The organism is Gryllotalpicola reticulitermitis (assembly GCF_042651345.1).
GTDB lineage: Bacteria > Actinomycetota > Actinomycetes > Actinomycetales > Microbacteriaceae > Gryllotalpicola > Gryllotalpicola reticulitermitis.
This window is the reverse complement of sequence record NZ_JBHSCN010000005.1, coordinates 886,010-907,635: the sequence shown is the minus strand read 5'-3', so window position 1 is coordinate 907,635 and position 21,626 is coordinate 886,010. Positions and strand designations below refer to the sequence as shown.

The 21,626-nt window shown below is 66.2% G+C and carries 21 protein-coding genes; 9 read left to right on the top strand and 12 right to left on the bottom strand.

Annotated features, from left to right (window positions below):
- Window positions 1-44 precede the first annotated feature (44 nt).
- From ACFOYW_RS11395 to dnaA, 5 genes are all read right to left on the bottom strand, one after another.
- Window positions 45-536, bottom strand: coding sequence for a DUF721 domain-containing protein (locus ACFOYW_RS11395; RefSeq protein ID WP_390229050.1), 492 nt, complete (start codon window positions 534-536; stop codon window positions 45-47).
- Window positions 533-1,702: a DNA replication/repair protein RecF gene (gene recF, locus ACFOYW_RS11390; RefSeq protein WP_390229049.1), complete on the bottom strand. Its 1,170-nt coding sequence runs from the start codon at window positions 1,700-1,702 to the stop codon at window positions 533-535. Before recF ends, ACFOYW_RS11395 begins: the two co-directional genes overlap by 4 nt.
- A 29-nt stretch (window positions 1,703-1,731) precedes the next feature.
- Window positions 1,732-2,619, bottom strand: coding sequence for a phosphogluconate dehydrogenase (NAD(+)-dependent, decarboxylating) (gene gnd / locus ACFOYW_RS11385; protein WP_390229048.1), 888 nt, complete (start codon window positions 2,617-2,619; stop codon window positions 1,732-1,734).
- Between the two features lie 23 nt (window positions 2,620-2,642).
- A complete protein-coding gene (gene dnaN / locus ACFOYW_RS11380) occupies window positions 2,643-3,788 on the bottom strand; it encodes a DNA polymerase III subunit beta (RefSeq protein ID WP_390229047.1) in 1,146 nt (381 codons plus the stop codon).
- Window positions 3,789-4,241: 453 nt separating this feature from the next.
- On the bottom strand, window positions 4,242-5,678 hold the full coding sequence (dnaA, locus tag ACFOYW_RS11375; RefSeq protein ID WP_390229046.1) for a chromosomal replication initiator protein DnaA: 1,437 nt from the start codon (window positions 5,676-5,678) through the stop codon (window positions 4,242-4,244).
- Window positions 5,679-6,089: 411 nt separating this feature from the next.
- Here dnaA and rpmH point away from each other — a divergent pair, with 411 nt between their 5' ends.
- From rpmH to ACFOYW_RS11335, 8 genes are read left to right on the top strand one after another with little or no spacing between them, the layout of a single operon-like run.
- Entirely contained in the window at window positions 6,090-6,227 is a 138-nt protein-coding gene (gene rpmH / locus ACFOYW_RS11370; protein WP_199224450.1) for a 50S ribosomal protein L34, read from the top strand.
- 15 nt (window positions 6,228-6,242) lie between these two features.
- The gene (gene rnpA, locus ACFOYW_RS11365) at window positions 6,243-6,581 is read left to right on the top strand and encodes a ribonuclease P protein component (RefSeq protein WP_390229045.1); all 339 of its coding nucleotides are present in this window, start codon (window positions 6,243-6,245) and stop codon (window positions 6,579-6,581) included.
- On the top strand, window positions 6,578-6,949 hold the full coding sequence (gene yidD, locus ACFOYW_RS11360; RefSeq protein ID WP_390229044.1) for a membrane protein insertion efficiency factor YidD: 372 nt from the start codon (window positions 6,578-6,580) through the stop codon (window positions 6,947-6,949). The genes rnpA and yidD overlap by 4 nt, the downstream gene beginning before the upstream one ends.
- A 10-nt stretch (window positions 6,950-6,959) precedes the next feature.
- Complete coding sequence (yidC, locus tag ACFOYW_RS11355) at window positions 6,960-7,931, top strand: membrane protein insertase YidC (RefSeq protein ID WP_390229043.1); 972 nt, start codon at window positions 6,960-6,962, stop codon at window positions 7,929-7,931.
- A gap of 23 nt (window positions 7,932-7,954) precedes the next feature.
- Window positions 7,955-8,434, top strand: coding sequence for a Jag family protein (locus ACFOYW_RS11350; protein WP_390229042.1), 480 nt, complete (start codon window positions 7,955-7,957; stop codon window positions 8,432-8,434).
- A gap of 27 nt (window positions 8,435-8,461) precedes the next feature.
- Entirely contained in the window at window positions 8,462-9,088 is a 627-nt protein-coding gene (gene rsmG / locus ACFOYW_RS11345; protein ID WP_390229041.1) for a 16S rRNA (guanine(527)-N(7))-methyltransferase RsmG, read from the top strand.
- A gap of 45 nt (window positions 9,089-9,133) precedes the next feature.
- Window positions 9,134-10,033 (top strand): ParA family protein, encoded by a 900-nt coding sequence (locus tag ACFOYW_RS11340; RefSeq protein ID WP_390229040.1) that lies wholly within the window; start codon window positions 9,134-9,136, stop codon window positions 10,031-10,033.
- Complete coding sequence (locus tag ACFOYW_RS11335; protein WP_390229039.1) at window positions 10,033-11,016, top strand: ParB/RepB/Spo0J family partition protein; 984 nt, start codon at window positions 10,033-10,035, stop codon at window positions 11,014-11,016. Before ACFOYW_RS11340 ends, ACFOYW_RS11335 begins: the two co-directional genes overlap by 1 nt.
- Before the next feature lie 214 nt (window positions 11,017-11,230).
- On the opposite strand, the gene ACFOYW_RS11330 is transcribed toward ACFOYW_RS11335, so the two are convergent.
- The 6 genes from ACFOYW_RS11330 to ACFOYW_RS11305 form a co-directional block, all read right to left on the bottom strand.
- Window positions 11,231-12,208, bottom strand: coding sequence for a D-alanine--D-alanine ligase family protein (locus ACFOYW_RS11330; protein WP_390229038.1), 978 nt, complete (start codon window positions 12,206-12,208; stop codon window positions 11,231-11,233).
- Window positions 12,209-12,258: 50 nt separating this feature from the next.
- Entirely contained in the window at window positions 12,259-13,578 is a 1,320-nt protein-coding gene (locus ACFOYW_RS11325; RefSeq protein ID WP_390229037.1) for an aminotransferase-like domain-containing protein, read from the bottom strand.
- A 98-nt stretch (window positions 13,579-13,676) separates the two neighbouring features.
- Window positions 13,677-14,003 carry a thioredoxin gene (gene trxA / locus ACFOYW_RS11320; RefSeq protein ID WP_390229036.1) on the bottom strand — a complete coding sequence of 109 codons (327 nt, stop codon included), beginning with the start codon at window positions 14,001-14,003 and terminating at the stop codon, window positions 13,677-13,679.
- 46 nt (window positions 14,004-14,049) lie between these two features.
- Window positions 14,050-15,015: a thioredoxin-disulfide reductase gene (gene trxB, locus ACFOYW_RS11315; protein WP_390229628.1), complete on the bottom strand. Its 966-nt coding sequence runs from the start codon at window positions 15,013-15,015 to the stop codon at window positions 14,050-14,052.
- A gap of 112 nt (window positions 15,016-15,127) precedes the next feature.
- Entirely contained in the window at window positions 15,128-16,729 is a 1,602-nt protein-coding gene (gene murJ, locus ACFOYW_RS11310; protein WP_390229035.1) for a murein biosynthesis integral membrane protein MurJ, read from the bottom strand.
- Window positions 16,719-18,941, bottom strand: a complete 2,223-nt coding sequence (locus tag ACFOYW_RS11305; RefSeq protein WP_390229034.1) for a DUF6049 family protein — start codon at window positions 18,939-18,941, stop codon at window positions 16,719-16,721. Before ACFOYW_RS11305 ends, murJ begins: the two co-directional genes overlap by 11 nt.
- A gap of 134 nt (window positions 18,942-19,075) precedes the next feature.
- On the opposite strand from ACFOYW_RS11305, the gene ACFOYW_RS11300 reads away from it, so the two are divergent.
- Window positions 19,076-20,506 (top strand): CCA tRNA nucleotidyltransferase, encoded by a 1,431-nt coding sequence (locus ACFOYW_RS11300; RefSeq protein WP_390229033.1) that lies wholly within the window; start codon window positions 19,076-19,078, stop codon window positions 20,504-20,506.
- Between the two features lie 18 nt (window positions 20,507-20,524).
- Here the strand turns inward: ACFOYW_RS11300 and ACFOYW_RS11295 are convergent, their stop codons facing one another.
- Complete coding sequence (locus ACFOYW_RS11295) at window positions 20,525-21,541, bottom strand: LacI family DNA-binding transcriptional regulator (RefSeq protein ID WP_390229032.1); 1,017 nt, start codon at window positions 21,539-21,541, stop codon at window positions 20,525-20,527.
- Between the last annotated feature and the right edge of the window lie 85 nt (window positions 21,542-21,626).

The window sequence follows — 21,626 nt, the reverse complement described above, 5'->3', positions numbered from 1 at the left end:
CGATCTGACGCGTTTTTATTGGGCCCGACACCAGTTTTGCCTTGTCAGCCGTAGGTATCGCGAGGACCACGCCCTTGCATCGACCTGGGACCGTATTTCCAGCTTGGTACGTCCGGCCCGTTAAAGCGGATCGATTGGATGCCCGCGCGCGGGTATCTCTGGGCGATTGCAGAAAGCAACTCGGACCGCATGATGCGCAGCTGAGTGGCCCACGCGGTCGACTCGCACCGGACCGTCAGCACGCTGTCCTCGATTCCGACCGGGCTCGACTTCGCCGCGGTCGTCGCGCCGACCAGCTCCGCCCATGCGTCGATCAGCTCGGCCTTGTCCAGCTCCGAATCCCAGCCGAGCTCACTCGTGAGTGACTCGACCACCGCGCCCAGCCCACGAGGGTCTCGCCCCGCGCCGAACGGCTCAGAACCCGGCTCCGAGCCACGCTGGCTTCTGCCGCTGCTGCGGGATCTCGTCGTCGCGCCCCCGAAGACTCGCTTGAGGCGCAGATAGACGACGGATGCCTCGCTCTGCGACTCGTTCATGACGTGACCACCTCGCCCGACCGGATCCGCACCATGCGCGCACCCAGCTCTTCAGGAACATCTTCGAGCACCGCGGCCGTGATCAGCACCTGCTCGAACGAGGAGATCGCGCCCGCGAGAGCCCGGCGCCGCCCGGAATCGAGCTCGGCGAACACGTCGTCGAGTACTAGCACCGGGTCGCCCACCACCGAGTCCTCGCGCAGCAGCCGAGCCGACGCGAGCCGCAACGCGAGGGCGAACGACCACGACTCGCCATGACTCGCATAGCCTTTGGCCGGCAGCTCGTTCAGTTCGAAGAGCAGCTCGTCACGGTGTGGACCGACCAGGGTCAGTCCCCGCTCGAGCTCCTTGCGGCGCACGGTCGCGAGCGCGGCGCGGAATTGGTCGGCGAGGTCTTCACCGGCCATGCCGGCATCGGTGGCGAGAGCGCCGGCCGAGGCATCCGTCTCATCTCCGTCGCCCGCTGCGCCGAGAATCGTCAGCCGCTGCGAGATGCGCGGGTGCTGATCGACGCCCGCGACCGCCTGGTATGACGCGCGCAATGGGTCGGCGAGCTCACCGACGAGGTCAGCACGCCGCTCGATCAGCTCGGTACCGAGAGCGACGAGGCGCTCGTCCCAGATATCGAGGGTCGTCAGCTGCGCGGCCTTGAGGTTCTGCGCGCGCGCCGACTTGAGGAGCGAATTGCGCTGAGTGACCACGCGCGCGTAGTCCGACTGCACGCCGGCGAGGCGGGGCGCTCGTTGCACGAGTAACTCGTCGATGAAACGACGACGGATGCTCGGCTCGCCTCGGACGAGCGCCAGGTCCTCCGGTGCGAACAGGACGCTCGAGAAGTACCGGGGCAGATCCCGGGTGCGGATGGCTGAGCGATTGACCTGCGCGCGATTGGCCGCGCCGCGATTCAGCTGCACTTCCACGAGCAGTTCACGCTCGGAGTGCCGGAGCAGAGCCCGGACGATCGCCGCGTCCTGCCCCGCCCGGATCATGGCCTGATCGGTCGAAGTGCGGTGCGAGCCGACCGTCGCCAAGTAGCCGAGCGACTCGACGAGGTTGGTCTTGCCCTGACCGTTCGGACCGATGAACACCGTGACGCCGGGCTCGAGCTCGAGCTCGGCGTCACGGTAGTTCCGGAAATCCGTCAGGGAGAGCCGTTTCACGTGCAACGGCCGCTGCGCTCCCTTTTTTTCCCTGCTTAGTCGACTGCCTTGACCGCGTGGCCGCCGAACTGGTTGCGCAGGGCGGCGACGGCCTTCATCGCAGGCGAGTCCTTCTGACGGGAGACGAAGCGCGCGAAGATCGACGCTGAGATCGTGGGCAGCGGAACGGCGTTCGCGATGCCCTCCTCGACGGTCCAGCGGCCCTCACCCGAGTCTTCGACGTAGCCCTCGATGTTGTCGAACTCGGGGTCGGCCTCGAGCGCGCGCACCAGCAGGTCGAGCAACCAGGAGCGCACCACGGTGCCACGCTGCCACGCCTTGAACGTGCCGGTGACGTCCTTGATGATGTCCTTGCGGGTGTCAAGCAGCTCGTAGCCCTCGGCGTACGCCTGCATCAGCGCATACTCGATGCCGTTGTGCACCATCTTCGCGTAGTGGCCGGCGCCGACTTCACCGACGTGAACGAAGCCCTCTTCGCGCGGGCCCTCAGGACGCAGGGCGTCGAAGACGGGAAGCACACGCTGCACCTGGGCGTCAGAGCCGCCGACCATCAGGCCATAACCGTTCTCGAGACCCCAGATGCCTCCGGAGACGCCGGCGTCCATGAAGTCGACGCCCTTCACGGCGAGCTCCTCGGCGTGGCGGAAGTCCTCGGTGAAGCGCGAGTTGCCGCCGTCGATGATCAGGTCGCCCTTTTCGAGGAGACCGCCGAGGTCGGTGACCACGGAATCCGTGATCTTGCCGGCGGGGACCATGACCCACACCGTGCGGGGCGCGGGCAGGGCCTGAACCAGATCAGCGAGTGTGGCGACGTCAGACACGGCCGGGTTCGTGTCGTACCCGGTGACCGTGATGCCGCTCTTCTCGAGGCGGGCACGCATGTTGTTGCCCATCCTGCCGAGACCAACGAGACCGATGTGCATTAGGGATGGTCCTCTCTCAACGACTAGCGCAGCAGCAGATTCGGCTGCAGCAAATACCGGTAGGTGTCGCTTCCGGCCTGTTCCCTGCTGGTCTGGCTCGTGATGAGCACCGGGCCGGGCTTGTTGGGGTTCTCGGTCTTCGTGAACGAGATGCGCACGAATTCCGAGTGCACCGAGCTCAGACCGTCCAGCAGGAACTGGGGCTTGAGCGAGACCACGGTGTCCTGCCCATTCAGGAGCGCATCGACGCTCTCGGAGGCCTGTGCTTGCTCGGACCCGATGGCCTCGAGCGTCAGGCCCTCTGACGTGAAGGTGTAGCGGAGCGCCGCCTCGCGCTCGAGCACGATCTGCACACGACGAGTCGCCTCGATGAGCTCGGCGGTGTTGAGCACGGCGTAGTTGTCAACGGATTCCGGGAAGAGGCGCTTCACCGGGGGGAAGTTGCCCTTGATCAACAGCGAGGTCACCGTCTTCTTGTCTGCGGTGAAAGCGATCAGCTCGCGCTCGTCGTTGTTCTGGATCGTCACGGAGATCGTTCCGGAGTGGCCGAGCGTCTTGCCGATCTCCTGCAGAGTGCGCGCGGGCACCAGGGCAGTCGCCGTCTCGGTACCGCTCGCCGACCCGTCCCAATCGATCTCACGGACGGCGACCCGGTAGCGGTCGGTAGCGACGAGACTCAGCGCGTTCTCACTGATCTCGAGCTGCACGCCCGTGATCACCGGGGTGACGTCGTCGCGGGAGGCCGCCACCGCGACCTGCGCGACGGCCTGAGCAAAAGCATCCGCCGGCACGACACCACTCAGCTGCTCGATCTGCGGGAGCGTCGGGTATTCCTCGACGGGCATCGACAGCAGTGTGAAGTGCGATGATCCGCAGCTCACCGTGATCTTGCCCTCATCGGTGGCGAACTGAACCGGCGCGTTCGGCAGACGCGAGACGATGTCGGCGAGCAGCCGGCCGGAGACGAGTACCGTTCCCGGCTCACCCACCTCGGCGTCGATCTCGGTCTGCGACGAGACCTCATAGTCGAACGATGAGAGCGAGATGCCGGAGTCGGTGGTGCGGATCAGCACGCCGGACAGGATCGGCAAGGTGGTGCGCTGCGGCAGGAGCTTGACGGCGAACGAGACGGCATCGCTCAGAACGTCGCGATTGGCCTGAAAGCGCAAGACACACCCCTGGTGATTCGACGGACGGAAACCGTGACCATGCTAGCGCCGGGTTTCGTGCGGCCGAGAACGTGTGATTCCACCCGGGCCTGTCGCTCAAGGTTGTCGGCAGCCCATGACAAGAGAAATAACTCTTAACGGTCTTAACGCATGTGGAGAATGTGGATAACTCGGTGGATGCCAGTGAACGAGCCGGAACTACATTCCTGTGAGTTGTGAGCAGCTTGTGGCGACGCGCCCGGGCGCGGAATGACAAGGAATCCGGGTCGGAGCGTGTGATTCACAAGCATCCGATCCCAGCCCACATGCCGGCGAGGGTTATGCCTTAATTCTCCACACGGTTATCCACAGTGTGAAAAAGCGAGCAAAAGACAACTCTTGCTGCGGAGCCGCGCGAACGAGCGGAGCTCGCGCGGCGTTGGACGTGCGCGGACGATGCGCCGAGTCGTGGCCTCAGCGCGTCGAACGCTGCTTGATGCGGCTGGTCAGCTCGGTGACCTGGTTGTAGATCGAGCGGCGTTCTTTCATCAGCTCGCTGATCTTCTTGTTCGCGTACATCACGGTCGTGTGGTCGCGGTTGCCGAACAGCTGCCCGATCTTCGGCAGCGAGAGGTTGGTGAGCTCCCGGCACAGATACATGGCGATCTGGCGCGCGGTGGCGATCGCCTGGGACCGCGAGGATCCGTAGAGGTCGTCGACGCTGAGCTTGAAGTACTCGGCCGTCGCAGAGATGATGTCGACCGGCGCTATCACGTTGTCATCGTCGAGCGTGATCAGGTCCTTCAGCACGGTCTGCACGAGGGACATGTCGACGGGCGTGCGATTGAGGCTCGCGAAGGCGGTGACCCGAATGAGCGTGCCCTCGAGTTCGCGAATATTGCTGGACACCTTCGTCGCCATGAACTCGAGGATGTCGTCCGGCACCATCACCTTCTCGCTCTGTGCCTTCTTGCGCAGAATCGCGATTCGGGTCTCGAGGTCGGGCGCCTGCACATCGGTGATGAGACCCCACTCGAAGCGGGAACGCATGCGGTCTTCGAACCCGGTCAGGTGCTTCGGCGGCAGGTCGGAGGTGATGACCACCTGTTTGTTGTGGTCATGCAGCGTGTTGAAGGTGTGGAAGAACGCCTCCTGCGTCTCGACCGCGCGCTGCAGGAACTGGATGTCGTCGATCAGCAGAATGTCGATGTTGCGGTAGCGCGCTTGAAAGCTGGCGCCTCTGTTGTTCTGAATCGAGTTGATGAAGTCGTTCGTGAACTCTTCCGAGCTGACATAGCGAACGCGGATGCCTGGGTACAGGCTCATCGCGTAGTGCCCGATCGAGTGCAAGAGGTGCGTCTTGCCGAGGCCGGAGTCGCCGTAGATGAAGAGCGGGTTGTATGCCTTCGCCGGCGCCTCGGCGACGGCGACCGCGGCGGCGTGCGCGAAGCGGTTGGACTGCCCGATGACGAAGTTGTCGAAGCTGTACTTGGGGTTGAGTCGAGAGTCGCCGGGGCGCTGCGGTGTTCCGGAGGCTTCGGCGGATGCCGGGACCGGCGGTGCGACGGACGTGAACTCTGCGAATGCGGCCGGCGCCGGCGCCTCGACCGGACGTCGCTCTTCGATCGGCTCCGGAGTATGCAGGATTTCTTGTTCGACGTCAGGGTTGACGACGATCGCGAAGGTCGAAACCTCGAAGTCCGCGCCGAGAGCGCCGATCGCGGCCAGCAGCGGGACCCGGCTGCGCTGCTCGATCATGACGCGGGTGAACTCGTTCGGAACCTCGAGATAGAAGGTGCCGCCCATGATGCCCTTGGGCTCGACCAGACTGAGAAAGCCGTACAGCTGCGGGGTGATGCGCTCGTCATTCTCAAGGACGGTGAGCACGGTTCCCCAGGCTTGGCCAATCATGGTGTCGCCGTCAATCATGTCCGCCCCGTGGTCCCCTGAAAGTTATGCACAGCCTTATCCACTTAAGCCTCGCAAGAACACGGGCGGCCCGCCGGGGTGACCTGACGGGCCTGGGGATAACTGTGAGTGCCACGGTAGTGAACCGGAAGCCTGTGGACAAATCCCGAATGGGGCATAGAGCCGGGGCTTCGGCGTGTCGTATGTGGCCAGCCGGGAATGTGTCGAGAGAATGTCTGGTTCGGCCAAACCACTGTGAGAGCTCGTGCCGGTTTGAATTCCAGGGACACGGCACGTACAGTTAATTGGTTGACTGCAGCCGCTTTCGGTTGCTCCCTTTTCCTTCTGGCCATCGCGTTCTGGAACGTGCTGTCGTGACCCGGCAGCGGCCTGTGCACTGATCGAGAGACGAACATGACGAAGCGTACCTTCCAGCCGAACAACCGCCGCCGCGCCAAGGTGCACGGCTTCCGCCTCCGCATGCGCACCCGCGCCGGCCGCGCCATCCTGGCCGCCCGTCGTCGCAAGGGCCGCACCGAGCTCTCGGCGTAAGCGCCCTCGCTCGCGGTGCTCGCCAAGGCCAACCGCATCGTCCGGGCGAACGACTACAGGGCGGTCGTGCGGCGCGGGACTCGGTTCCCCGCACCTCACACCCTGAGCTACGTTCGCGTGACTCCCGGGCAGGAGGCAGCGCGCTTCGGCTTCATCGTGGGTAAGACAGTCGGCTCGGCGCCGGTCAGGAACCTCGTTCGGCGCAGATTGAAGGCGGCTGCCTTCGAACTGCTCGGTGAGGTCCCGGCCGGCGCCGACGTCGTGATCCGGGCGCTTCCAGCCTCTGCGCAGGCGTCGTGGACTACTCTCCATGAAGAAATCTCCAACGCCGTCCATAGGGCAGGAACTCGATGACCACCGCGCACGCGCCTCGCTCCCCGCGGCTTGGGTCCCCGGTTTGGCGTGAAGTCGTCTTCGGCATCGTGCTTCTGCCGCGCAACATCGTTGTCGCGTTACTGCGGCTCTATCGGGCGGTCATCTCGCCCCTCTACGGTGACGTGTGCCGCTACTACCCGTCGTGCTCGGCTTATGCGCTGGGCGCGGTGCAGCAGCACGGCGTCGTCGTGGGCGGTGTTCTCTCTGCTCGTCGGCTGGCGCGGTGCCACCCCTGGGCAGAAGGCGGCGTCGATGATGTGCCGCCCGCCCACTCGCACCACTTCCACGTGAACGACCTCGGCTTCGTCGTGACTCAGGGCTCCGAACCGGGCCAAGGAAAGGGCTGACCCAAAACCGATGAACTTCTACTACACGATCCTTTGGCCGCTGCGGTGGGTGGTCGAGCTGATCCTCGTGGCGTGGCACTGGCTGTTCTCGAACATCGGCATGGACCCGAACTCTGGTCTGACCTGGGTTTTGTCAATCGTTGGCCTCGTGGTCGTGATCCGGGCCGCTCTGATCCCCGTCTTCGTGCGTCAGATCAGGAACCAGCGCAAGATGCTGGAGGTCGCGCCACAGATCAAGAAGATCCAAGACAAGTACAAGGGCAAGAAGGACCAGCTCTCTCGTGAGGCGATGAGCCGCGAGATGATGGAGTTCTATAAGACCTCGGGCACCAACCCGCTCTCGTCGTGTATTCCGCTCGTCATCCAGATCCCGATCTTCGGTGCTCTGTTCGCGGTGCTGAACAATGCGCAGGACGGGAAGGTGGGCGTTGGTCTGCTCAATGCCCCACTGTCGCATTCGTTCGGTTCTGCGTCGCTGTTCGACTTCGCGCCGCTGCACGACAGCTTCCGAAGCGCCCTCGCCGACCATGTCGTCCCGGTCATGGTCGTCGCCGCGATCATGGTGGCACTGATGGTCGCATCGCAGTTCTATACGCAGCTGCAGATCATGTCGAAGAACATCTCCGACGAGACGAAGAACAGCCCGCAGTTCCGGCAGCAGCGTACGATGATGTACTTCCTGCCGTTCATCTTCCTGTTCTCAGGCTTCGCCTTCCCGCTCGGCGTCATGTTCTACTGGCTGACGACGAACATCTGGACCATGGTGCAGCAGTTCCTCGTCATTCGCGCGATGCCGACCCCCGGCAGTGAGGCCGCCCGACTGCGGGAAGACCGTCTCGCGCGCAAGCGTGACGCGCAGATCGCCGCCGGCCGGCTGGTCGTGACCACGCCGGCGATCGAGGGCGCCGAGCCCGAGGTGAAGCGCGTGAACACCCAGCGCACGCAGCCGGTGAGCACTAAGCGTAAGAAGAAGCGTCGCTAGACGCAGCCGAAAGGACCGACGTCATGAGTGACACCACTACTCCCGAGAACTCCGTCGCGCTCGACGAAGGCGACCTTGCGGCCGACTACATCGAGGAGTTGCTCGATATTGCCGACCTCGATGGTGACCTCGAGATCGAGGCCCGCAATGGGCGCGTCTACCTCACCGTCACCGCTGAGGGCGGCCAGCTCGCACCGCTTTCCAAGCAGGACGTCGTGCGCGCGCTGCAGGAACTGACGCGCCTCGCCGTGCAGAGTCGCACCGGTGGCTTCTCGCGCCTCATTCTCGACATCGGGGGTTCTCGCGACGCTCGCCAGGAAGAGCTGACCGCTCTCGTCGAGGGTGCGATCGCGCGAATCGAAGGCGGTGCGGCCAAGGCATCATTGCCTGCGATGTCGTCTTACGAGCGGAAACTGGTCCACGATCTCGTTGCTGAGCGCGGTTTCGTGTCGGAGTCTCACGGTGAGGGCGCTGATCGCCACACGGTGATCTCACGCTCGTAGCGTTCCACGTGAAACATTGACGCACAGGTGACAGAAGTAGAAGACGAGCCGGCGGTCGCGGCGGAGCTCTTCGGAGAGCGGCTCGATCTTGCCCGCCGGTTTGCGGGCGCGCTCGCGCAGCATGGCGAGCAGCGCGGACTGATCGGCCCGCTGGAACTCCCTCGGCTGTGGAGTCGGCACATACTGAACTGCGCTGTCGTCGCCCCGCTGCTTCGGCCAGGCCGTGTCGGTGACGTGGGCAGCGGCGCAGGGCTCCCCGGGATCGTTCTCGCGATCGCGCGGCCGGATGTCGCATTCACGCTTATCGAGCCGATGGAGCGTCGGGTGATCTGGCTCGAGGAGGAGGTTTCCGCCCTGGGGCTCGACAACGTTGTGGTGACGCGGGCGCGAGCGGAGGAGCTCCAGCTCGAGCATCCGCTCGACCAGGTCACGGCGCGAGCCGTGAGTGCCCTGCGTAAGCTCATTCCACTGACGGCGCCTCTTGTACGCGCCGGGGGCGAATTGGTCCTCATGAAGGGCGCGAACGCGCAGGCTGAGATCGACGCCGCCGCGAAGGAGCTACGCAAGTACCGCGTCAGCAATGCCATCGTCGAGACCCTCGGTGAGGGACTGCTTGCAGAGGTCACCAGGGTCATCCGGGCTACAGTGAACTAGACGCCCACACTCCGCTTCCGCCGATCAGAAGGGCCACCGTTTCACGTGAAACAGCCTGAGCGCGATAAAGACAACGACGTCTCCACTCCCCCGCTACTGCGCGAACTCACCGATACGAATCGGCGCCGCGTCGTGGCGGAACAACAGGTTCTGCCGCTGCCGTCGCGTACCCGCATCTTCACCACGTCGAACCAGAAGGGTGGCGTGGGAAAGACCACCACGGTCGTCAACCTGGCGTCCGCTCTGGCCAAGTACGGCGCGCGGGTCCTGGTGATCGACCTCGACCCTCAGGGCAACGCGTCCACCGCCCTCGGTGTCGAGCATCGCGAGGGTACCCCGAGTGTGTACGACGTCGTTGTCGGCGAGACCGCGGTGGAAGATGTCGTGCAGCCGAGCCCCGAGTCGAAGAATCTGTTCTGCGTGCCCGCCACGATCGACCTGGCCGGTGCCGAGATCGAGCTCGTCTCTATGGTCGCGCGCGAGCAGCGCCTCTCCCGTGCACTTCAGGAGTATCTGGACGACGTCGACTTCGACTATGTGTTGATCGATTGCCCGCCGTCGCTAGGGCTGCTCACCATCAACGCGTTCGTCGCGGCGAACGAGGTGCTCATTCCGATCCAGTGCGAGTACTACGCGCTTGAGGGCCTGAGCCAGCTGCTCAAGAACATTCAGTTGATCGCGAAGCACTTGAACCCCAAGCTTCGTCTCTCGACGATCCTTCTGACGATGTATGACTCGCGCACAAATCTGGCGCATCAGGTCGCCGCCGATGTGCGCGAGCACTTTCCGAAAGAGACGCTCGACACCGTCATCCCCCGCTCTGTGCGCATCTCCGAGGCGCCGAGTTACGGGCAGAGCGTGATCGCCTACGACTATTCGTCGTCCGGCTCACTCGCGTATCTCGAAGCCGCAGTTGAAATCGCACGAAGAGGAGTACCCCGGTAATGGCGAAGCGCACAGGTCTCGGACGCGGCATCGGGGCCCTCATTCCCACAGCTTCGACAGAAACGGGCGGTCGACCGGCCGACGTGTTCTTCGGATCACCGGACGCTGTCGCGGCGGAGCGCCCGGAGAATGGCTCTGAGATCGCCGCTCAGGGAGAAACACCTGATCTTGTCGCGGTTCCGGGTGCCCGTCTTGCGGCCCTGAACCCGGCAGATATCGTGCCCAATGCGAACCAGCCGCGCACTGAGTTCGATGAGGAACTGCTTGAGGAGCTCATCGCCTCGATCCGCGAGGTCGGGGTGCTGCAGCCGATTGTTGTGCGACCTATCGGCGGCGAGGATCACAAGTACGAGCTCATCATGGGTGAGCGGCGGTTGCGGGCCACGAAGGCGGTGGGACTCGACACCATCCCGGCCGTTATCAAGGACACGCAGGACGAGCACATGCTGCGCGACGCGCTTCTTGAGAACTTGCACCGCGCGCAGCTGAATCCCCTTGAGGAAGCATCCGCATACCAGCAGCTCCTTGCCGACTTCGGGATCACGCAGGAGGAGCTGGCTGGTCGCATCGGCCGCTCGCGCCCGCAGATCTCGAACACACTCCGTCTGCTCAAGCTGCCAGCGTCGGTGCAGTCACGAGTGGCGGCCGGTGTGCTTTCGGCAGGGCACGCTCGCGCAATCCTGGCGGCGGGCGAGCATGAGGCGATGGTTCACCTCGCGGACAAGATCGTGAACGAGGACTTGTCGGTGCGGCAGGCGGAGGCCGCCGCGACCAGACAGCAGCAGCCGGTTAGGACCAAGCCGACGGCGGGGCGGCACAAGGGTCACCTCGATGAGGTGGCGGAACGGCTCGGAGACCGCTTGAACACCCGGGTGAGGATCTCGCTGTCTGCCCGCAAGGGGCAGGTGACGATCGACTTCGCGACGATTCAGGACCTCAATCGCATCCTCGGCGAGATCGGTGAGCCTGGCTACGCGGGCTAGCGATGTTTCACGTGAAACGTGCACGCAGGGACGCTTGGCGGAGAGGTGGGCGGCTGGCGTTTCGTGGGAAACGTGAGGGTGTCACCGTTTCACGTGAAACACGTACCGCAGATGCCTGTGGGCGCGCGGGAACGGCTCGTGTTTAATGCGGCGTGCATGGCCGCCACTGTTTCACGTGAAACGGAGGGCGACTGACGTTTCACGTGAAACGCCGCTAGTTGCGGAGCAATGCGGCGTCAAAGTCGCGAATTGCCTGCTCGGCCAGCCCCACGTAAACCGCGCCCAGATCGAACCCGGCGGCCTGGATCGCAAGGGGTACGAGAGACGTCTCGGTGAGGCCCGGCAGCACGTTCGCCTCGAGGAACCACGGGGTGCCGTCGGCGTCGACAATGAGATCGACCCGAGAGATGTGTCGAAGACCGAGCGCCTCGTGGGCCGATACAGCAGCCTGCGCCGCGCGCGCCGCGACCTCGCCGGTCAGGCGGGCGGGGGTGAAGAAGTGGGTCTCCCCCGCGTTGTACCGCGCCTCGAATGAATACACGCCCTGATTCGGCGCGATCTCGACCGCGGGCAGCGCCTGAGGGCCATCGCCGAGGTCGAGGACGGTGATGGCGATCTCGGTGCCTTCGACCTTCTTCTCAAGCAGCGCGACATCGGCGTAGGTGTACGCGGTGACCATCGCGCGCGGGAGTTCGGCCGGGTCGGCGACAATAGTGACGCCCTGAGCGCTGCCGCCCTGGGATGGCTTGACGACGAGGGGCGCCCCGAGGAACTCGCGCAGCGTTGCGAGGACTGTGTTGGCGCCGAGCTCACGGAAGGTCTCACGCGGGAGGGTGACTGACTGCGGAGTGACCACACCCGCACGGGCGACGACGGTCTTCGCGATCGGCTTCAACCACGCGACGCGCGCCGGCTGCGGCTCGGCGCCGACGTACGGTACGCCGGCAGCTTCGAGCAGCGCGCGAAGTGCCCCGTTCTCACCGCTCGCCCCATGCAACGCGGGCCAGACGACATCAGGGCGGTTGGACTTCAGGAAGCCGAGCAAGTCGGCATCCGGTTCGCGAAGGGTGACCCTGTGCCCATGCGCGTGCAGGCCGTCGGCGACGCGACGGCCGCTGCGCAGCGACACGTCGCGCTCGTGGGAGATTCCGCCGGCCAGGACGAGGACGTTGAGGCGTTCGAAACCGTTCATGGTCTGGGATTCTTCTCCAAAGCGCGACGTGTCGTTGCTGAGCTGAGTGACTAGCGCAGGTCGCTGGGCGGGAACGCTCCGCGGGCGAGGCGCAGCTGGCTGAGCTCGCCCGTGCCCGCAAAGGTGTCGAGGAGGTCGAGCTCGCCGGTCACGACATTGGCGAGGCGGCGGATGCCGAGCTTGATCTGTTCCGGAGTGGGGTAGCAGAACGACAGCCGCATATTCTGGCGACCGTTTTCGTCGGCATAGAACGCGGTGCCGGGCGTGTAGGCGACGAGCTCCTTCACCGCGCGCGGCAGCATCGCCTTCGAGTCGAGCGGCTCAGGCAGCGTGACCCAGACGTAGAACCCGCCGGTAGGGTTCGTCCACGACAGCTCGGGCAGGTGCTCCTGCAAGGCGGCGACCATAGCCTCTTTGCGCTCGCGATAGATGCCGCGGAAGGTGTCGATCTGGGCACGCCAGTCGGCCTGATTCAGGTACTCGGACACGATGAGCTGAGTGAACGACGAAGGCGAAAGTACCGCGGCCTCGTTGGCCAGGATCAACTTCTCGCGAATGGCATGGGGCGCAAGAGCCCACCCGACCCGCAGGCCTGGTGCGAGCGTCTTGGAGAAAGTGCCGAGGTAGACGACGCCCTCTTCTTCGATCGAGCGCATGGCGGCCGGCGGCCGCTCGTTGAAGTAGAGCAGCCCATAGGGGTTGTCCTCGAGGACGAGGATCCCCTCACTCTTGCAGATCTCGAGAATCTCGAGTCGGCGCTCCCACGTGAGTGTGACGCCGGCCGGGTTGTGGAAGTTCGGCACGGTATAGAGGAACTTGATCCGCCGACCGGCAGCCTTCAGCCGCGCGATGTGCTCGCGCAGGGCACCCGGGATCAGGCCGTGCTCATCGAGCGGCACGTGGTCGACGTCGGCCTGATAGGAGTTGAAGATCACCATGGCGGTGACGTAGCTCGGGCCCTCAGCGATCACGACGTCGCCGGGGTCGAGGAACAGCTTGCTGAAGAGCTCGAGTGCGTGCTGCGAGCCGGTCGTCACGACGACGTCGTCAGCAGAACCGCGGATTCCCTCAAGGGCCATCACCTCGAGGATCTGCTCACGCAGCGCCGGCACGCCCTGGCCGGAACCGTATTGCAGTGCGACCGGGCCGCGTTCGGCCATCACCTTCTGGATCGAGCCCGCCAGCAGGTCCTCGGGGATCGCCGAGACGAACGGCATGCCGCCGGCGAGCGAGACCACTTCGGGTCGCGACGCGACGGCGAAGAGAGCTCGAACCTCGCTGGCTGCCAGGCCTGCGGTGCGGCCGGCGTAGGAGTCATACCAGGGGTCCAAGTTGTTGCCCTGCACGGGCGAGCTCTCGATCACGTCCATCCAATCTCGATATTTGGTCAATCGTATCCAGGCGCTTAACGGCAAAAGGCCCCGTTTCATGTGAAACGGGGCCAGTTGCTGCGAAGTGGATCGCTAGCTCAGGCCAGGAACTCAGCGAGATCGTGCTCGAGAGCCGGCTTCGGCTTCGCGCCGATGACCGTCTTGCGAACCTCGCCGCCGCGGTACACCTTCATCGCCGGAATCGACGTGATCTGGTACTTTGCCGCCGTCGCCGGGTTCTCGTCGACGTTGAGCTTGACGATCTCGATCTTGTCGGAGTGCTCCGACGCGATCTGGTCGAGGATCGGCGACACGGCGCGACACGGGCCGCACCACTCGGCCCAGAAGTCGACCAGGATCGTCTTGTCGGAGTTGAGGACGTCGGCCTCGAACGAGGCGTCGGTCACAGCCTTGGCAGCGGACATTTTCTTCTCTCCTTGTGAAGGGCCTCGAACGAGGCGCCTGAGGGTATTAGTTGGCGGGCTCGAGAACGGCGTCGACGGATGCGTGGAGCTCGTCCTCGAGCGAGGCGAGGAAGTGCTCGGCATCGAGGGCCGCGACGGTGCCCGAAGCGGCGGCGGTGACAGCCTGACGATACGTCGGGTCGATGACGTCACCGGCGGCGAACACGCCGGGGAGGCTGGTCTTCGACGAACGGCCGTCGACCTTGATCGTGCCCTGCGACGTCAGCTCGAGCTCGTGGAACAGGTGCACGCGCGGGTCGTTGCCGATCGCGATGAACAGCCCATCGAGAGCGAGCTCGCTCTCGGAACCGTCGACGGTGTCGCGCAGGGTCACCCCGGTCACAGCATCCGTACCGCCGATCGCGACGACCTCTTTGTTCCACGCGAACTCGATCTTCTCGTTCGCGAAGGCGCGCTCCTGCATGATCTTCGATGCGCGCAGCGTGTCCTTGCGGTGAATGACGGTGACCTTGTCGGCGAAGCGCGTGAGGAACGTCGCCTCTTCCATTGCTGAGTCGCCGCCGCCGACGACGGCGATGTTCTTCTGGCGGAAGAAGAAGCCGTCGCAGGTCGCGCACCACGAGACGCCATGGCCGGAGAGGCGCTCCTCGTCGGTGAGACCGAGGTGGCGGTAGGCGGAGCCGGTCGCGACGATGACGCTGCGCGCCTCATGCGTGTCGCCCGAGCCGAGCACGACCCGCTTCACCGGGCCGTCGAGCTCGACCGCGACGACGTCATCGAGGACGACCTCTGCGCCGAATTTCTCAGCCTGCTCCTGCATCTTGACCATGAGGTCGGGACCCATCACGCCCTCGGGGAAACCGGGGAAATTCTCGACCTCGGTGGTCTTCATCAGCTCGCCGCCCGCCTCGACGGAGGAGGCGATGACCAGGGGCGCAAGCTCGGCGCGGGCGGCGTAGATCGCCGCGGTGTAGCCGGCGGGGCCGGAGCCGATGATGATGACGTCACGCACGGCACTTGTAGTCACTCAGAACACTCCCTGACATTGCGCGCCCACTCATGAAATAGGCGCCGATGGGTAGAACACATCCTAGGTCGATCTATTCCGCGAACGCGCTCAGTGATCACCGACCGAGGCGGCGTCGCACGGAGCGCAATGCGGCGAGCAGCTCCGGCACGTGGAACGCACGCAAAATGACGATGTAAGTGCCGAGCATGACGACGCCGACGATGATCATGGACGCGATCGCACTGAGGGGCGACGCGACCGCGAACCCGCCGTGGCCGCCGTTCAAGTGGTCGGCGCCGAACAGTGCGAGGCAGCCGAGCCCGACCGCGACGAGCGACGCGGCGAAGCCCTGCACGATCGACCGGACGACGACATCGAGGTTGAGGCCCTGCAGGCGCCGCCGGAGGAAGATCATCGAGAGCGCCGTCTGCACCGTGCCTGCGATCGAGACGGTGAGCGAGATGCCGACCGCGCGGATGTCGAGCGGCAGGACGAGGCAGATGCTCAGGCCGATCGCGACGATGATCGACTGCACGAGGGTGTAGACGAACGGCGAGCGGGTGTCCCCGAGCGAGTACAGGGCGCGCAGGGTGACGAATCCCACCACCGAGGGCACCAGGCCGATCAGGTACCCGATCAGCACGAATCCGTATGGCAGGTAATCCGGGGTGAACACCCGCGAGAACGAGAACGCGGTCACGATCAGCACCGCGGCGCAGATCGAGATGAGCAGCACGATCGAGCGCACGGCGGCCGCGTAGTCGGCGCGGAACGACACGAAGTCCTCATCGCGAGCGTGCTCGGCCATGCGGGTGAAGTACGCGGTGACGACCGAGACCGCGATGATCGAGAACGGCAGCATGAAGATCAGCCAGGTCGTGGCGAGACCCTGCGGGCCGACGCGATGCGCACCCGAGGCGCTGTTGGCGACGAAGGTCTGGTAGGTGCCGGCGAGCTGCGTGCACAGCAGCATCGCGAACGTCCACCCGGCCGCTTTGCCGACCGATCGCAGTTCCATGCCGCGCCATGCGAAGTCGAAGCGGAAGCGCAGCCCGATGCGCCCCCAGAACGCGAAGAGCACGACGGCCTGCGCGACGATGCCGAGCGTGGCGCCGCCGGCGAGAATGAAGACCTTCAGCCCCGGCCAGTCGCCGATCCCGGCGACCTGGTGCTGCCCGTAGGCCCACAGGAACACCGCGAGCGACGCGATCGAGATGACGTTGTTGAGCACTGGCGCCCAGGTGAACGGCCCGAACGAGTTGCGCGCGTTGAGGACCTCGCCGAGCAGCGAGTACAGCCCGTAGAAGAACACCTGCGGCATCGACCAGTAGGCGAACGCGATCGCGAGGTCGAGGGATTCGCGACGGATGCCGAAGATCACCATCAGCTGCGGCGACAGCAGGGTCGCGATCAGCGTGACTGCGGCGAACACCACCATGCCGAGCGTGACGAGCTTGTTGATGTATGCCTGCCCGCCGTCGCGGTGCTTGGCCGCGCGCACCAGCTGCGGGATCAGGACGGCATTGAGGATGCCCTGGCTGATGATCGCGTAGACCGTGTTGGGGGCGCTGTTGGCGGTGTTGAACGCGTCGGTGACGAATCCGGTCGCCCCGATGGCCTGCACGAGCAGCCACTGCCGCCCGAAACCGAGCACACGCGAGACGAGCGTTCCGCTCGCGAGCATCGCGGTGGCACGGCGGATGCTGCTATTCGCCACGTTCTGCGCCTCCACCGGGTAGGGGCGCGGCCGACACGGTGTCGGCGCCGCTCTGGGCACGCTCGCGGCGACGGCGCTGAATGGTGCGCACGAGGCCGAAACCGAAGAACGCCAGCACGACGAGGCCGAAGATCAAGGCACCGATGCCCTCCCAGTCGGCGTGCACGACGATCGAGGCGCCTTCGGGGTCGCCGATACGCACGCCGGCCGTGCTGTACAGCTGCAGGCTGAGCCAGACCGTGCCGTTGCTGAGCTGGGCTTTGACCGGCACGAGCACTTTCGTGCTCGATCCCGCCGGAATCGTCTTCTCGGTGTCGCTCGCGACGTCGAGGCGTGCCGAGGACGGGGTGGCCCGCAGGACCACATCGACCGGCTGGGCGAGCTTGTTGATGACGGTGATCGGGATCAGAGCCTGATGGGATGCCTGCCGGATCGAGCCCGGCGATGCGATCTGCACCGCGGACAGGGTCGAGTTCATCGAGGCGATCTGCTTGCTCGCAGCCGCGGCCCAATCGCTCGAGTCGCCCCAGCCGACGGACAGAAGGTCGAGCACGCGTGCTCGGATGTCGCCGGTGAGGAGCACGGGTGTCGTGAGCGCGGTGGAGAAGGCGGCGATGCTCGTGGGCGGCTCCGCGCCGCCCGCCCGCGTCTCGCCGGCGAGATCGAGAAGTGCACCGGCAGTCTTCACGCGTTCTGCCGGGTTCGTCTTGTCGACGAGCTTCAGACCCGCGGTGGGCGGGGCGGTGAGTGCATCGCGCACCGTCGACTCGCGTGAGAAGCGCGAGTCGAGTGCTGCGGCGATCGCGGAGGAGGTACGCGTGGTGTCCGTCGGCCAGATGCGGCCGAGGGAGACCATGATGACGCCGCCGTTCTGGGCGTTCTGCGCGGCCAGCGCGAGCTGGGCGTTGAGCTGCGCATTCGCGATGCCCGACGCGGCGGCTCCGGACGCGGTCGCGACGGCGATCATGGCGGAGCTCACGGCGTCGTCGGTGACGAGCGCTGTCCCGCCGTTGACCGAGAGCGCGGCGTCGGGCGTACCGGCGAGCGACGCCGCGTTGGTGTTCCCGCCGCTCACGATCGTGGTCGGGAGCCCCGCACGACTGAACGCCGCGAGATCGGCCGCGCGCACGGAACTCGGCGCGGGCCACGCGATGCCCCCGAGACTGTAGGGCCACGCGGTGAGCGCGGCGAGCGACAGCAGCTGCGGACCGCTCGTCGGGCTGGGCGTCGGAGTGGCGGCTTGTGCGGGCGATGCGCCGTCCGGCTCGCCGATCGTGGGCGGAGTGGCCAGGTTCGACGCGGACATCGCATAGGTGAAGTCGAGCGGCCCGAGCGGCTTCGCGAGCCCGGTCTGGATCTGCAGGCCCGGGTCGGCGTCGCCGTACTGCAGCGGGAAGGTGGGGTTCGGCAGCTCATCGAGCGCCAGCAGCCACGCCTGTGCCGACGCCGGCGCGGCCTGGCCGAGCACGCGCACCGACGCGAGGATCATCGGATCGATGCCGAGGGTGAGGCCCGGGTTGCGGCGTGCGACCTCGAGCTCTTTCGACAGCACGCCGTTGGGGCCGGTGTCGCTCGCGAGGTCCTGCGCGGAGATCAGGCCGTTCGTGCTGGGCGGCGTGGTGATCGGCATCACGGCGGCCACGCCGACGGTCGCGGGGTGGGTCCCGGCCACGACCAGAGTGCCGACGCCGGTGATGATGCTGCCGGAGGTGGTCGTGACGGTCGCGGTGAGGCCGAAGACGCCCGGCGTGGAGGCGGGAAGGCGCACGGATGCCTTGGGCACGGTGATGGTGCCGACAACGGCCGTGGCTCCCGCCGCGATGCCCGCGGTCTCGTCGGAGCCGAGCGTGCGGGTGGCGGCCGTCTTGGGGCTCTCTTCGAAGTCGGAGAGCGCCGCCGTTGTGGCGATCGGGCGATCGGTGACCGCGGCCGTCACCTTGCCGCCGGCGACGGCCGCGTCGCTCGGGTTCGTGATCACGATGGACAGTGCGAGGTCGGAACCCTCGGAGACGATGCCGTCGCCGGCGGCGTAGACCTGCACGGTCGGCGACGTGGCGGCCGCAGTCGGCGCCGCGCTGGTCGCCGCAGATGCGGGCGAGGCGATCGTCGTGCGCTGCGCCGCGTGCGATGGCTGGGCCTCGGCCGTCATCGTGACTACGGGCAGAACGGTCGCCGCGACGATGAGGCTCGTCAGGAGCGTGCGTCGGCGCACAGCACCTCCTTACCCGGCATGCACGCAAGTTTATGGGCGCGACCGGGTGCGTCCCTGTGACGGCGCCGGGGGGCGCCCCCGGCGCACACCGGGTCCCCGGATTCGAACGCGGGGCCGCCGGTAGACTCGCCCGCATGCAGAGCGTGGCCGATTCCCTTGCGCGCCTGCGTACCCTCGCCGAGTCCGAGGTGGTCGCGCGGCTCGCGCGAGCCTTCGAGGCAGCGGGTTTCGAGTTGGCTCTGGTCGGCGGTCCCGTGCGCGACGCGCTGCTCGGTCGGGCGGTGCACGATCTCGATCTCACGACGGATGCCCGCCCCGACGACATCCTGAAGATCGTCTCGCCGCTGGCCGAGGCGACGTGGGACGTCGGGCGTGCCTTCGGCACGATCGCCGCGCGAGTCGGTGGCGAATCCGTCGAGATCACCACGTACCGCGCCGACAGCTACGACGGCGAGACGCGGAAGCCGACGGTCGAATTCGGCGACAGCCTCGAGGGCGACCTGGTGCGGCGCGACTTCACCGTGAACGCGCTCGCACTGCGCGTGCCGGAAATCGCCCTCGTCGACCCGTCCGGGGGCGTCGACGACCTGATCTCGCGGTTGCTCAGGACTCCGATCGAGGCATCCGTCTCGTTCGGTGACGACCCGCTGCGAATGCTGCGGGCGGCCCGATTCGCCGCCCAGCTCGGGTTCGAGGTCTCCTCCGAGACGATGGATGCCATGAGCGGCATGCGTCAGTCGCTCGACATCGTGAGTGCCGAGCGCATCCGCGACGAACTGGTCAAGCTGCTCTCCTCCGACACGCCGCGCCCGGGTCTTGAGCTGCTCGTGCACACCGGGCTCGCTGACATCGTGCTTCCCGAGCTTCCCGCGCTGCAGCTCGAGATCGATGCGGAGCACCGCCACAAAGACGTGTATGAGCACTCGCTCACGGTGCTCGACCAGGCCATCGGCTACGAGCACTCCCGCCACCCGGGCACTGCTCCGGACCTGACGCTGCGGCTCGCCGCCCTGCTCCACGACATCGGCAAGCCCGCGACGCGCAAGCTCGAGCCGGGCGGCGCCGTCAGCTTCTACAACCATGACCTCGTGGGCGCGCGGCTCGCCCGCAAACGGCTCAAGGCGCTGCGCTTCGACAACAGCACGATCGACGACGTCGCGCGGCTGATCGAGCTGCACCTCCGCTTCTTCGGGTATTCGGGCGGCGAGTGGACGGATTCGGCCGTGCGTCGGTATGTGCGTGACGCAGGCGATCAGCTCGAGCGCCTGCATATCCTGACCCGCAGCGACGTGACGACGCGTAATAAGCGGAAGGCGGACCGCCTCGCCTTCGCCTACGACGACCTCGAGGCGCGCATCGCGCAACTCCAGGAGCAGGAGGAGATCGACGCCATTCGCCCCGATCTCAACGGCGAAGAGGTGATGCGGCTGCTCGGGCTGGCGCCCGGGCCAGAGGTCGGGCGTGCGATGAAGTTCCTGCTCGAGCTGCGGCTCGACGACGGCCCGCTCGGACGCGAGGAAGCGGAGCGCCGCCTGCGCGAGTGGTGGGCTGCGCAGAGCGCGTAGGTGGCGCGGCGCTGCGAGTCAGAGCTCGCCGAGCGTCGAGGCGCGCGAGACCAGCTGGGGCGCGATGCGCTCGATGCCCGGTCGCTCACGCCCGGCGATCTTGTCGAGCAGGAGCTCCGCGGCGCGTCTGCCGATCTGACCGAGCCGCGGATTGATCGTGGTGAGCGTCGGGCGCGATCCGTCGACCATGACATCCCAGTCGTCGTAGCCGGTGACCGCGATGTCTGCCGGGACCCGAACACCACGCTCGCGCAAGCGCTCCGTGACGCCGCGCGCGATCTGGTCGCTGCCGCACATGATCGCGTCGGGCAGTGTCGGTCCGTGCCCGATCAGCGCCTCGGTCGCCGCGCGGCCCCACGCCTCACTCCACTCGCCGAAGAGGGCCGCGCCGTGCGGTTCCAGCCCGTGAGTCGCGAGCCGGGCGGCGCCCCACTCGGCCCGGGTCCGCGCGCTGAGGTGGCTCGCGGGGCCTGTGATGTGGGCGACGCGAGTGCGGCCGAGCGCTACGAGGTGGTCGACGACCAGGGTGACGCCGGCTTCATCGTCGGGTATGACCGAGCAGTCCGCGGGGTCGGCGGACGGCGCGAACGCGTAGACGGCCGGGAGTGCCGCGTCAATCGGGGCTCGCGGCTCGGTGCGCCGGCCCGTGACGATGACGCCCTCGGCGCGGCGCTCGAGCAGGTTGCGCAGGTAGTGCTGCTCGCGCAGCGGGTCGTCGCGGCTGTCGCACAGGAAGACGAGCATCTTGCCGGCGGCGAGTGCGTTCTCCGCGCCGAGCATGATCGGGATCGAGAACCGGCCGATGGCGTCCCCGGTGAGCACGGCGACCGAATACGTGCGCCCGGAGGCGAGCGATCGGCCGACGCCGTCGAGCACGAAGCCGAGCCGCTCGGCTGCCTCGCGCACGCTCTGCCGAGTGGCGGGTCGCAGCTGGCCCGTGTCGTTCAGCGCTTTGGACACCGTTGCCGGCGAGACGCCCGCTTCGCGCGCCACGTCGTTGACGGTCACGCGCCGCTTCGGAGCAGGTGGAGTCATTGAATCTCGATTCAGAAACGTTTCCGCATTACGGAACATCTAGGATATCCGCGGAATCCGTTGACCGCGAGATATCAGGTGCCTA

Excerpts from the sequence above, each read along its gene's own strand:
- ACFOYW_RS11335 (WP_390229039.1), top strand. The coding sequence starts at position 10,033 with ATGGCGAAGCGCACAGGTCTCGGACGCGGCATCGGGGCCCTCATTCCC.
- yidC (WP_390229043.1), top strand. The coding sequence starts at position 6,960 with ATGAACTTCTACTACACGATCCTTTGGCCGCTGCGGTGGGTGGTCGAG.
- gnd (WP_390229048.1), bottom strand. The coding sequence starts at position 2,619 with ATGCACATCGGTCTCGTTGGTCTCGGCAGGATGGGCAACAACATGCGT.
- ACFOYW_RS11395 (WP_390229050.1), bottom strand. The coding sequence starts at position 536 with ATGAACGAGTCGCAGAGCGAGGCATCCGTCGTCTATCTGCGCCTCAAG.
- dnaA (WP_390229046.1), bottom strand. The coding sequence starts at position 5,678 with ATGATTGGCCAAGCCTGGGGAACCGTGCTCACCGTCCTTGAGAATGAC.
- ACFOYW_RS11295 (WP_390229032.1), bottom strand. The coding sequence starts at position 21,541 with ATGACTCCACCTGCTCCGAAGCGGCGCGTGACCGTCAACGACGTGGCG.
- ACFOYW_RS11300 (WP_390229033.1), top strand. The coding sequence starts at position 19,076 with ATGCAGAGCGTGGCCGATTCCCTTGCGCGCCTGCGTACCCTCGCCGAG.
- rpmH (WP_199224450.1), top strand. The coding sequence starts at position 6,090 with ATGACGAAGCGTACCTTCCAGCCGAACAACCGCCGCCGCGCCAAGGTG.
- yidD (WP_390229044.1), top strand. The coding sequence starts at position 6,578 with ATGACCACCGCGCACGCGCCTCGCTCCCCGCGGCTTGGGTCCCCGGTT.
- ACFOYW_RS11325 (WP_390229037.1), bottom strand. The coding sequence starts at position 13,578 with ATGGACGTGATCGAGAGCTCGCCCGTGCAGGGCAACAACTTGGACCCC.
- trxA (WP_390229036.1), bottom strand. The coding sequence starts at position 14,003 with ATGTCCGCTGCCAAGGCTGTGACCGACGCCTCGTTCGAGGCCGACGTC.
- ACFOYW_RS11330 (WP_390229038.1), bottom strand. The coding sequence starts at position 12,208 with ATGAACGGTTTCGAACGCCTCAACGTCCTCGTCCTGGCCGGCGGAATC.
- ACFOYW_RS11350 (WP_390229042.1), top strand. The coding sequence starts at position 7,955 with ATGAGTGACACCACTACTCCCGAGAACTCCGTCGCGCTCGACGAAGGC.